An 11,975-nucleotide genomic window follows, 5' to 3' on the forward strand; every position below is an offset into this window, starting at 1 on the left:
TGTAAAATAATATTATTCTCTTGTAAAATATTCCATAACATCTTGACTTACTCCCATATTAGAAAATCCGCCATCATTATATAAATTCTGTAAAGTAACCCGTTTTGTTAAATCAGAAAACATAGCCACTGTATAATTAGCACAATCTAACGCGGTGGCATTTCCGAGTGGCGACATTTTATCTGCATATGTAATAAAACCATCAAAACCTTTTACGCCTTGTCCTGCAGTAGTTGGGGTTGGTGATTGAGAAATGGTGTTGACTCTTACTTTTTTATCTCTTCCGAAGAAATAGCCAAAACTTCTTGCAATTGATTCTAAATACGCTTTATTGTCGGCCATATCATTATAATCTGGAAAAACACGTTGAGCCGCCATATAGGTTAAAGCAACAACACTTCCCCATTCATTCATGGCGTCTTTTTGATATAAAACTTGCATTACCTTATGAAAAGAAACAGCAGAAACATCCCATCCTTTATGGGTAAAATCATAGTTCTGATTTGTATAATGATTGCCTTTTCTCACATTGACTGACATTCCAATAGAATGTAAAACAAAATCTAATTTTCCGCCTAAGATTTCCGTGGCTTGTTCAATTAAATTCTCTAAATCGGCAATAGACGTTGCATCGGCTGGAATAATCTGAGAACCTGTTTTTTCTGCCAATTGATTAATAGTTCCCATTCGCATTGCAATTGGGGCGTTGGTCAAAACAAAAATCCCTCCTTCTTCATGCACTCGTTCAGCTGTTTTCCAAGCAATTGAGTTTTCATCTAAGGCTCCAAATATAATTCCTCTTTTTCCTTTTAATAAATTATACATACTTATTTAATTTTAATTGATATGACGTTTCAAATATAGTTAAAAAATCAATTTAATAACGCTTTTGCATGATTAAGGGCTGATTCTGATACTGCACTTCCTGAAAGTATTTGTGCAATCTCAATTACACGTTCTTCATTGGATAATAATTTGATTTCTGAAGTAGTCGTTTGACCTACCGTTGTTTTAAATACTTTATAATGTTGATTGCCTTTGGCGGCAATTTGTGGCAAATGAGTTATGGCAAAAATTTGACGATAACCGCTCATTTCTTTCATAATATCGCCCATTTTATTAGCGACTTCTCCTGAAACACCAGTGTCGATTTCATCAAATAACAAGGTCGGCAAGTTGGAATAATTAGCCAAAACCGCTTTCACAGCAAGCATAATTCGAGAAAGCTCACCTCCAGAGGCAACTTTCTTCATTAAACCAAAATCAGAACCTTTATTTGTTGAAATCAAAAATTGTATTTCTTCTGTTCCATTCGTAAAAAAAGTAGGCACTAATTTCAATTCAATTTTAAATTGAACCATCGGCATACCTAACTGAGTTAAAATAGCAGTTAACTTTTCTATCAAACTTGGAACATTCTTTTTTCTATTTTGATGAATATTTTCAGCTAAATCAATTAGAACTCCTTTTTCTTTTTCAATTTGAATTTCTTTATCCGCAATTGACTTTTCTAACAGATCTAACGAACTTACTTTGCTTTCTAAATCGGCTTGAATTTGCAACAATTCTGCAACAGTTTGCACTTGATGTTTTTTTTGTAACGTATAAATAAATTGCAACTTTTGTGAAATGGATGCCAAACTTACGGGGTCATTGATGACCGTTTCTACGAGTTGACTTATTTCAGTAGTGACATCTTTCAATTCGATGGAAGTGCTCTCTAATCGCTCAAAGAGCAGCTTGAATTCGGCTGAAAAAGAAGCTATTTTTTGGAGGGCTAATTTACAGTCGTTAATTTGAGACAAAACTCCAAACTGCTCATTATCAAGAACCATTAAACTCTTATCTAATTGTTCTTTGATTAATTCTACATTATTCAATTGCTGCAACTGGCTTTCCATTTCTTCTTGTTCACCATCAACCAGGTGAGCTTCTTCTAATTCTGAAAACAAAAATTGCGTATAATCTTGTTCTTTTACTTGTTCTGCTAATTGTGACTTTTCTCTAGCCAAATCGCTTAAAAGGTGTTGATACTTTTTGAGCTGAATGCGATAGGTTCCGAGCAAAGTATGATTAGACGCTACAGCATCTAAAATTTCAAATTGAAAATTTTCTTCTATTAATTCACGGGTTTGATGTTGAGAATGTATATCTAATAAAAACTCACTTAATTCTACTAAAACGGGTAAATTGACAGGGCTGTCATTGACAAAAGCTCTTGATTTTCCGCTAGGTAAAATTTCTCTTCGGATGATAGTAACGTCATCATAATCCAAATCATGTTTTTCAAAAAAAGGTTTTAATTGATACTTTGCAATTGAAAAATGACCTTCGATAGTACATTTTTCTTCCTTATTTTTTAGAGATGATAAATCGGCTCTTTTTCCCAAAACCAATCCGAGAGCTCCTAAAAGTATGGATTTTCCTGCTCCTGTTTCTCCTGTAATAGTAGAAAACCCAGATGAAAAGTCAATAGACAACTTTTCAATCAAAGCATAATTATGAATGGACAAAGAAATTAGCATAGTTGTTTTACGTGCAAATTATCTACTGCAAGGTACTCAAAATATCAAAAAAGAGTGCGATGAAAAAAGGTTTATTTAAACAAAGTTATTAAAACCGAATTGTGGACCACTTAGAAGCATTTAAGGGCGACAATCTATTTAAAACATCTACTAGTTCCGCGGCTTGAATAGTTGGTCCTTCCTTAAAAATATCTGTAATTTCATCTGATTTAGCATCGAAGAAAATACGGGTTAAAAAAGCATTTGGACGAACATTTTGTATCTTGGATAAATTCATCAAGGCTAACTTAATATTTTCTTTACCTCCTTTTAAATCGTCTGCCATTTTATCAAGTCCGTTTACATGATATTCAAAATACGCATTTCGAATTGGATTGAAGGTATTGGAAAGAAAATCACTCACCATATAATAGCGGTTTTGTAAACCGTCTGATTGTGTCCATCCTTTATAACCGCCTGTTTGGGCAATACTCATTACATTTTGAGCCATTTCTAAATAAGGAGTTCCTTTTAGTGATTCAAATGAATCGGCATCAATGGCTAAAATCATATAACTATAAAAAGCAATAACCGAAATCAAATTGGAATCAAAACTATTTGGATTAAAATTCAGACTTTCAAATTCTACATATTTAAAAACAAAATCTTTATCGTTATAATTAAAAATGGGAGACGTATAAATTGAATTATAAACAGGACGAGCCGCTTGTATTTGAATGGTTGCTGTAAAAGTGGTATTATCTACTTCGGAAACATTGATAAACATCGAGCATTCAATACGCTCATTTTGATTAAAATTTTGGGTTGTCCATTTTGTTTTATTTACAAATTCATTTAACGATGATTCCAACGTTCTAAATATCTGTTTATTGATATTGGTAATACGGTCAGAATTAATACTAATCTCACAGTTAAGTTCTTGTCCTTGGATTATTCCAACGAACATCAAAATGTAAATAAATATTATTTTATGCATGGTTTAATTCTATAATTTTATTTAAAATATCTAGAGCTACTTCTTCTTTTGATTTTAACTCCATTGGGGTTATCTCAAAAGATTTATCAATAAAGGTAACTTTATTCGTGGCTTTTCCAAATCCAGCTCCCTTGTCATTAAGTGAATTTAAAACAATCAAATCTAAGTTTTTTTTCTGAATTTTCAACTTCGCATGCTCAATTTCATTTTCAGTTTCTAAGGCAAATCCAACTAAAAATTGTTTTTCTTTGATTTTACCCAATGAAGACAATATATCTTTAGTTTTTTCTAACTCTATTGAGAACGTATCTTCTGTCTTTTTTATTTTCTGTGTAGCTACTTTTTTCGGTTTATAATCGGCAACAGCGGCGGCAGCAATCACAATATCTACAGTGTCAAAAAAGCGGTGGGTTTGTTCATACATTTCCTCAGTGGTGGTAACCCGAATCAAATTCACGTTAACATCGTTCAATTGCAAATGACTTGGCCCACTAATTAAAATGACTTTTGCACCTAAAAGTGCGGCTTGAGTAGCGATATCAAAACCCATTTTTCCAGTAGAATGATTTCCTATAAAACGAACAGGATCAATCGGTTCATAGGTAGGTCCAGCTGTTATTAATATTTTTTTTCCTTTAAGTGGTAGCTGACCCAATAAATGATTTTCTATAAAAATAATGATATTTTCTGGTTCTGCCATTCGGCCTTCTCCTTCCAATCCACTAGCTAACTCGCCTTTTTCTGCAGGAATAATAATGTTTCCAAACAAATGGAGTTTATGAAGATTCGCTGCGGTAGTTGGGTGTTTATACATGTCTAAATCCATTGCTGGAGCAACATATACAGGACATTTTGAAGACAAATAGGTTGCTAACAATAAATTATCGCAAACACCGTTGGCCATTTTGGACAAGCTATTTGCAGTTGCGGGGGCAATCAAAATCAAATCGGCTGCTAAAGCTAATTCAACATGGTTATTCCAAACGGGATTTTGAGTTGTTTTCTCTTCTAAAGAAGGCGTGGTTTCTTCGTTATAAAAATCGGAGTAAACCGGATTCTTAGAAAGTGTAGAAAGTGTCAAAGGTGTGACAAATTCTTTAGAAGCAGGTGTCATGATAACTTGCACGTGAGCACCTGCTTTTATAAATAATCGAACTAAGTTAGCAGTTTTATAAGCAGCAATTCCACCAGTAATTCCCAGTAGTATCTTTTTTCCTTTTAAAACTGACATACTGTTCTTATTTGGTAGTATCGCGGTAATAAATTTTACTTTCTAACCACTCTTGAACCGCTAAAGCGTGTGGTTTTGGAAGTTTTTCATAAAACTTAGAAACTTCAATTTGTTCTTTGTTTTCAAAAATTTCTTCCAAGCTATCATTGTAAGTCGCAAATTCTTCCAATTTTTCGATTAATTCTTTTTTAATTTCAGAATTAATTTGATTCGCTCTTTTTGCAATAATCGTGATTGCTTCGTACACATTACCTGTTGGCTCTTCAATTACTCTTTTATCATAGGTAATCGTGTTCACCGGAGCATTAGTTTTTTTTAAATCCATGACTTTCTTTCTATTTTGAAAATTGTTGTAAATTTTGGTTTAATTTTTCCATTAAATCATCTGCTTTTTCTTTGTATTCAGAAGAATTAGAGTTTTTAATGTATTTATCATACGCTTCTTTAGCCGATTTTAATCGTTCTTGTACTTTGTATGAAACGCTATTAATGGCTAAATAATAAGCGGAATCAAATTTATAATACAAAGCAGCTTCTTTATAAGGTGTTCCTGGATAATCGGAAATAAAATTATCAAACGCAACCATCGCCGATTTATAATCGTAAATCGTATTGTATTGTTTGGCGTTTTCAAACGCTTTCTTTTCAATTTTTTCGCGGAGTGTTTTCACAATTACATTAGCATCAGGAAGGTAGGATGACTCTGGATAATTATCAATAAAACCTTGCATTTTGTCAATTGCTCTATAGGTATCGACTTGGTCTAACGAATAAACAGGAGACAATTTCGAATAACAAAAAGCACCTAGGTAGGCAGATTCTTCTACTTTTTCACTTTTTGGATAAGAAGCCGTAAAGCTTTCAAATTGGTAACCTGCTAAATAAAATTGTTTCGTTAAATATAAACTCTGCGAATACATATAAAATAATTTTTCCGCTTGTGGCTTTCCGCGATAAGCTGGAGCAATTTGTTCAAACAAACGAATTGCTTTATCATATTTTTTAGCATTGTATTGGGTTTCAGCCATGGTATATTTCACGGCAACGTCTTCGCTTTTCATAGCCGCATGATACGGTCCACAGGAAATTAACATGACGGAAAATAAGAATAAGAAATACAATTTATTCATTAGCTTGATTTTATGATTGATTTGAAGGTAAATACTACTCCAAAAATCGAACTGCAAATTTAGTCATTAATTGCAGATTACAAAACATTTTTTTTAGAGTCTTTTTCAGGTGTAAAAAAACAAAAAGTAGTCTTGTTTTAGACTACTTTTATCATTTATTTAACCTATTGTTTATTGTGCGTTCGCAGCAGGACTCACAAAATTTTTCATTTCGTTATCAAAAAGGTATAATCCCCCTTTGTCATCGCCAATTAAATTGATTTTATCCAAGATATATCGAGCTGTAGCTTCTTCTTCAATTTGTTCTGCCACATACCATTGTAAAAAGTTATGCGTTGCAAAATCTCTTTCATCTAGCGTAATGCCTACCAAATTATTGATGCTTTCTGACACTTTGATTTCGTGTTGTAACAACTGTTTGAATAAGGCTTTAAAATTGGTCACATCTAAAGTTGGTTCTAATGTAGCTCCGACTTTTGCTTGACCACCGCGTTGATTTACATATTTAATAAGTTTCAACATGTGCATTCGCTCTTCATCCGATTGAGTGTACATAAAAGTTGAAATTCCTTCAAACCCTTGTACTTCTGCCCATGATGCCATAGCTAAATAAACTTGCGAAGAATCGCCTTCCATTTTTATTTGTTTATTCAATGCTTCTGATACTTTTTCTGATAACATACTTTTTAATTTACTTTATTATGAATTGGTAATTTTTTTTACTTCGTTTTGAATACGCTTGGCCAACTCTTCATTGACGGTTACTAAAGGCAAACGAACCGTATTTTCACATAATCCCAAGGTTTTGAAAACTTCTTTGATTCCTGCTGGATTTCCTTGTTCAAAAATCATATCGATGGCATCCGCAACCCGATAATGAAAAACATAGGCTTCTGATGCATTTTTTTCTAATCCTAACCGAACCATTTGTGAAAACTCTTTTGGAAAACCTTCTCCAATTACAGAAATCACTCCGGCTCCACCAGCCAAAACCATCGGTAATGTAATCATATCATCACCAGAAATGACTAGAAAATCTTTAGGCTTATGTTGAATTAATTTCATCGCTTGCACAATATCGCCAGCAGCTTCTTTAATAGCCACAACGTTTTTAAATCCATGAGCCAATCGCATCACTGTTGCAGGTGTCATATTACTTGCCGTTCTACCTGGAACATTATATAGAATTATTGGTAACGGAGAGGCCTCTGCAATACATTTAAAATGCTGATAAATACCTTCTTGCGTTGGCTTGTTGTAAAATGGAGAAACCGACAAAATTGCAACAAACGAAGACAAATCGCGGGTTTTCAATTCTTCTACAATTTGATTTGTGTTATTTCCTCCTACTCCTAAAACTAAAGGCAATCTGTTTTTATTGGCCTTTATAACCGTTTCAATAACTAGGTTTTTTTCTGAATCAGAGAGTGTAGCACTTTCTGCGGTTGTACCTAAGACAACTAAATAATCAATTCCTCCTTCAATTTGAAAATCAACAATACGAGCAAGAGCTTCTGTATCAACTGAAAAATCTGTTTTGAAAGGTGTAATGAGAGCAACTCCAGTTCCTATAAGCGATTGCATATCCTAATTTTATTTTATTTTATTTAATATTCGTAAGTATTTAAACAGTTCTTCTACAAAAACGGTATACTCTTCCATCGGTGAGTCAATCATAAAATGATTTAACCGTTTGTCAACCGTAGCAAATCCAACCTTAAAATCGGCTTTAGATTGATGGGTAACGATGACTAAAGGAATTTGACGTTGGTCATAAAAATTAATCAGTAAATCAAATTCTTCACTAATAAAACCTAACGCCTCTTTATTCTCAATCGTCCCTAACCAAGACACATCTGCTTTGCTGTAATGAGGATAGGGAACAATTTCCTTATTTTTATACTTCTTTTTGAATGCTAAAACCGTTAAATTGTTTTCTGTAATTCCATTTGATTTTAGCAGATTAATTAATTTGTCTTTTTCTAAAAAAAAGGTTTCGTCCACTAATAAACCAACTTTTTGAATAGGTTTACTAGAAACTTCGGTATTAACATGCAATGAACTTTTATTTAATATTCTTTTTGCGGAAAAATTCTTAAAAAATTTTAAAAACATCGTACCTTTACTTGGTTTACAAATTTACTGAATTAAAGTTGTTTTTTCGATGCTAAAACTAAAAAACTATATGCTTGCAAAGAAACATTTTGTGTTAATTATAACATTTTCATTTTTACTGCTCAGCTGTAAGTCTTCTTATGAAATTGTAAAAATTGAAGGTAAGCAAATAATTGTATCCGACACTACGGCAAAAAATGCTGAAATAGAAAACTTCATAAAACCTTATCGGGAACACATCAATAAAGATTTAGATAGTATTTTGGCTTATTGCCCTGTGACTTTGGATAAAAGCAAAGGAGATTGGCAGACTAATATTGGTAATTTTATGGCCGATGTTTGCATGACAGAAAGCAATCAACTATTCTTAAAACGTTACCAAAAAAAGGTAGACATTTGTTTATTGAATCATGGTGGAATTCGCTCTATTATTCCAAAAGGAAATGTAACGACTCGAACTGCTTTTGAAGTAATGCCTTTTGAGAATAACATGATTGTTGTTGCTTTAAAAGGAACTCAAATTAAAACACTCGTAGACTATTTGATTAGAGAACGAAAACCGCATCCGTTAAGCGGAATAAAAATAGTTTTAGAGGAAAATCTACAACTAAAATCGATTAGTATTGATGGAAAAGGATTAGATTTAGAACAAATTTATTATGTGACCACTTCTGATTATTTATCAAATGGCGGCGACAGTATGGTTTTCTTTTTAAAGAATGAAGGCGTTTTTGATTTAGATTATAAAATTAGAAATGTTTTAATTGATTATTTTAAATCCGTTGATCAAGTGATTGCCTCACCCGAACCTAGAATTGTTATTGAATCGAAGTAAAAAGCACCATGAAAAGAAGAGAATTTATAAAAAATACCGCGGCTACTAGTGCTTTAGTTGGCTTATCAGGAATTCCGCTAACCAGTTTTGAAACTAGTAAAACCAGGCATTTAACGGTTTTACACACGAACGATGTGCACAGTCATATTGACTCTTTTCCGGCAGATCATCCAAAATATGCTAACCAAGCTGGCATTGTAAAAAGAAGCGTTTTAATTGAAAAAATTCGAAAAGAAAATTCAAATGTACTATTACTTGATGCAGGGGATAGTTTTCAGGGAACTCCCTATTTTAATTATTATGGCGGAGAATTAGAATTTAAATTAATGTCTAAATTAGGCTATGAAGCTACCACCATCGGCAATCATGAATTTGATAATGGCATAGAGGGTTTAGCCGCTCAGATGCCTCATGCAGATTTCAAAATACTTTCTGCTAATTATAATTTTGAAAAAACGATCATGCATGGTTTTGTTAAACCGTATCAGATTTTTTATAAAAACGGAATAAAAGTTGGTGTTTTTGGACTTGGCGTAGAATTAGCAGGTTTGGTAGACAAAAAAATGTATAAAGAAACCCTATACCTCGACCCCGTAGAAATTTCATTAGACGTTGTAAAGAAACTTAAACACGAAGAAAAATGTGATTTAATTATTTGTCTATCACATCTTGGTTATGCTTATAAAAATGAACCTACTAAAATTTGTGATGTTAAATTAGCAGGACTTACGCGAGATATTGACCTAATCATTGGCGGTCATACCCACACTTTTTTAGAAAAACCAACTGTTTTAAAAAACCTCGACAACAAAGATGTTTTAGTGAATCAAGTAGGTTGCTACGGAATTAATTTAGGCCGCATCGATTTTTATTTTGATACCGATTCCTCTATGGTTTCCAACGGCAAATCAATTACTGTTTGATGTTCAGACAAAATCATATACCGCAGAAATAAATATTGTCCTATAAAAAACGTAACACTTCGAAGCGGCTTAAAAAGCTCAATTTCAATATAATAACGTTCTATTATAAACACAAAAATCATAATAGTAAAAAACAGCACGCTTGTTAAAAGCCAAATATTTTTAACATCATCTTCCAAAATATAGTTAGAAACCACTACACCAGCCATCAACGATATTAACAAAACATGAATAATTGCAGGGTAAAAATTATGACCTAAAGAAGAATGGGTCAGAAATACAACATATAATAAAAAAGCAAAAAAAGGAACAGAGCCTAAAAAAACAGGAATTACTCGAATCGTTTTTGATTTTTTAAAAATAATATCAATCATTAAAACCCTATAGATAATAAAGAATAAACCTGCTGCCAACACACCAGTCTCCGATTGATTAAAAAAAAACAACAAGACAGATATAAAGCAAGACAGTAATGAATATAAATATATTTTATCCTTTTTATTGGAATTTAAAAGATAAATTCCAACGATTAAAACCATACATAAAACTCGGCTAATGCACGTTAATAATTCTGTATTATAGTAAACTGAAACGGCCAAAAAAACCACTAGAACAAAATAAAATACACTCAGCAAATCAGTAATTTTTTTGGTCATTCTTATAATTAAATTTATGAATTAAATTCCTCACGTTCGTTTTCTGTCAACAAAAGATACATACAAAAAAAATAATGTGCTGCCATTAAAACAATTACTCGCAAGGGCTCAAAAATCCTAATATAAAGAAAATAATTCTGAATCACAAATAACAACACCAAAAAAGTATACAGTAATGTGCTCGTTAATAATGAAATATGTTTAAAATTAGATTCTAATAAATAATTAGTCAAACTCATTCCCCCTAAAATAGAAACCAAAATAATATTGATTAATCCCGAAAAAAAACTATCTCCCAATGAATCTTCAATTAAAATAATGAAATACAGCAATGGAAATAGAAAAAAAATACTTCCAATAATCACTGAAAAAAAAGTTAGTTTAGGCGAATTTTTCATGACAAGATACAAAGTGATAATACGATAAACCAAAAAGGCAATTAATCCATATTTTAAAAAAACCAAGTCTTTTGGAATGAATAAAACGTTAGAAATAGTCGCCATTAATAAGGAAAATAAATATAACTTATTCTTTGATTTTGAAGTAATAAAATACAAAACCATCAAAGTTGGAATACAAATCATTCGCAAAACATATTCTCCCGTTTCTAATTTTAGATAAGCTACAACCGCTAATATCAATATAATTAAGCCGTATACTAAGCTTAAACTTTTAAAATTTTTATTATTGAGTATACTATTCATATTAGTTAACTAAAATAGAAGATTGACTATTTGTTTCATTTGCCAAAACAAATTTATAGAAAGAATAGTAAGCAAATGTATTCAAAGTCATGGCAATTGGTCTAAAAATATTTAATGATATATAAAATTTTTCAATAAAGATTAAAAAATGAAGACTTACAAAAAACAATACACAAATGGTGAGCCACATACTTCGATTATTTTCATTCAACACATAATTGGCTAACGCAAATCCACCCATCAAGGAAATTAAAATATTATGTAAAATCATAATATAAAAAACTTCTTTAGACAGCAAATCGGTATCAATAAAAATGTAGAAAAAAATCAGAAAAAACGGAACTGAAGCCAATAAAATGGGAAGAATATCTTTAATTTTTGTAAGTTTAATAATATAATAAATATTTATTATTCGATGAATAACAAAAGCAATTAAACCTAAAAAAATAAACTGAATATCGTTTGGAATAAATAACACATTCGTTAGCAAGGAAGTACTAATAGTTAAGAAAAAAAGCACTTCGCGTTTAGCAGAAGTTACCCAATACAATGCCATTAAAACAACAGAAATAGTAGGTTTAAAAACATATATCAAAGGCAAGAACCTGAAATATTCTGAGATAATTTCAGTTAGTGCTACAAGAAACAGAAGAACCGTTAATTGATTTTCTCTTTTCATCCATAAAAATTTCAGAATAAAGTTATAAAATAAAAGATGAATTCCTAAAATTTGATTCTATTTTTAAAAAAATAAAAGACACTATCCCACAAAGTGTGTAAGTTAAAAAGTTAGGCTTGGATTTATAATCTGAGCCTTTTGTCAAATATAAGATTAAATTGGTTTAAAACAATCCCCCAATTTCTAATTGGCATTGACCAT

The 11,975-nt window shown here is 31.7% G+C and carries 14 protein-coding genes; 2 read left to right on the forward strand and 12 right to left on the reverse strand.

Going from position 1 to position 11,975, the window contains the following annotated elements; translation table 11 throughout:
- Positions 1-12: 12 nt before the first annotated feature.
- The 9 genes from PHR76_RS10200 to PHR76_RS10240 all read right to left on the reverse strand — a co-directional run bounded on the left by PHR76_RS10200 (position 13) and on the right by PHR76_RS10240 (position 7,920).
- On the reverse strand, positions 13-825 hold the full coding sequence (locus tag PHR76_RS10200) for an SDR family oxidoreductase (protein ID WP_300061941.1): 813 nt from the start codon (positions 823-825) through the stop codon (positions 13-15).
- Between the two features lie 47 nt (positions 826-872).
- Positions 873-2,525, reverse strand: coding sequence for a DNA repair protein RecN (recN, locus tag PHR76_RS10205; RefSeq protein WP_300061944.1), 1,653 nt, complete (start codon positions 2,523-2,525; stop codon positions 873-875).
- Between the two features lie 88 nt (positions 2,526-2,613).
- Positions 2,614-3,501, reverse strand: coding sequence for a DUF4835 family protein (locus tag PHR76_RS10210; RefSeq protein WP_300061947.1), 888 nt, complete (start codon positions 3,499-3,501; stop codon positions 2,614-2,616).
- Positions 3,494-4,732, reverse strand: coding sequence for a bifunctional phosphopantothenoylcysteine decarboxylase/phosphopantothenate--cysteine ligase CoaBC (gene coaBC / locus PHR76_RS10215; RefSeq protein ID WP_300061950.1), 1,239 nt, complete (start codon positions 4,730-4,732; stop codon positions 3,494-3,496). The genes PHR76_RS10210 and coaBC overlap by 8 nt, the downstream gene beginning before the upstream one ends.
- A gap of 7 nt (positions 4,733-4,739) precedes the next feature.
- A complete protein-coding gene (locus tag PHR76_RS10220) occupies positions 4,740-5,057 on the reverse strand; it encodes a DNA-directed RNA polymerase subunit omega (RefSeq protein ID WP_300061953.1) in 318 nt (105 codons plus the stop codon).
- Between the two features lie 10 nt (positions 5,058-5,067).
- Positions 5,068-5,862 carry an outer membrane protein assembly factor BamD gene (bamD, locus tag PHR76_RS10225; protein ID WP_300061956.1) on the reverse strand — a complete coding sequence of 265 codons (795 nt, stop codon included), beginning with the start codon at positions 5,860-5,862 and terminating at the stop codon, positions 5,068-5,070.
- Between the two features lie 171 nt (positions 5,863-6,033).
- Complete coding sequence (locus PHR76_RS10230; RefSeq protein WP_300061959.1) at positions 6,034-6,543, reverse strand: ferritin; 510 nt, start codon at positions 6,541-6,543, stop codon at positions 6,034-6,036.
- 18 nt (positions 6,544-6,561) lie between these two features.
- The gene (gene dapA / locus PHR76_RS10235; protein ID WP_300061962.1) at positions 6,562-7,446 is read right to left on the reverse strand and encodes a 4-hydroxy-tetrahydrodipicolinate synthase; all 885 of its coding nucleotides are present in this window, start codon (positions 7,444-7,446) and stop codon (positions 6,562-6,564) included.
- Positions 7,447-7,455: 9 nt separating this feature from the next.
- Positions 7,456-7,920 carry a hypothetical protein gene (locus PHR76_RS10240; protein WP_300061964.1) on the reverse strand — a complete coding sequence of 155 codons (465 nt, stop codon included), beginning with the start codon at positions 7,918-7,920 and terminating at the stop codon, positions 7,456-7,458.
- 127 nt (positions 7,921-8,047) lie between these two features.
- Between PHR76_RS10240 and PHR76_RS10245 the strand changes: the two genes are divergently transcribed.
- Together PHR76_RS10245 and PHR76_RS10250 are read left to right on the forward strand one after the other, a co-directional pair.
- Positions 8,048-8,812 carry a 5'-nucleotidase gene (locus PHR76_RS10245; protein WP_300061966.1) on the forward strand — a complete coding sequence of 255 codons (765 nt, stop codon included), beginning with the start codon at positions 8,048-8,050 and terminating at the stop codon, positions 8,810-8,812.
- Between the two features lie 8 nt (positions 8,813-8,820).
- Positions 8,821-9,735 (forward strand): metallophosphatase, encoded by a 915-nt coding sequence (locus tag PHR76_RS10250; RefSeq protein ID WP_300061969.1) that lies wholly within the window; start codon positions 8,821-8,823, stop codon positions 9,733-9,735.
- On the opposite strand, the gene PHR76_RS10255 is transcribed toward PHR76_RS10250, so the two are convergent.
- The 3 genes from PHR76_RS10255 to PHR76_RS10265 are packed head-to-tail and all read right to left on the reverse strand — an operon-like array spanning position 9,681 to position 11,774.
- Positions 9,681-10,391 (reverse strand): lysoplasmalogenase family protein, encoded by a 711-nt coding sequence (locus PHR76_RS10255; RefSeq protein WP_300061972.1) that lies wholly within the window; start codon positions 10,389-10,391, stop codon positions 9,681-9,683. The genes PHR76_RS10250 and PHR76_RS10255 overlap by 55 nt on opposite strands.
- Before the next feature lie 14 nt (positions 10,392-10,405).
- Positions 10,406-11,095: a hypothetical protein gene (locus tag PHR76_RS10260; protein WP_300061975.1), complete on the reverse strand. Its 690-nt coding sequence runs from the start codon at positions 11,093-11,095 to the stop codon at positions 10,406-10,408.
- Between the two features lies 1 nt (position 11,096).
- Positions 11,097-11,774, reverse strand: coding sequence for a lysoplasmalogenase family protein (locus tag PHR76_RS10265; protein WP_300061978.1), 678 nt, complete (start codon positions 11,772-11,774; stop codon positions 11,097-11,099).
- Positions 11,775-11,975 lie beyond the last annotated feature (201 nt).

The organism is Flavobacterium sp. (assembly GCF_028689845.1).
Lineage (GTDB): Bacteria > Bacteroidota > Bacteroidia > Flavobacteriales > Flavobacteriaceae > Flavobacterium.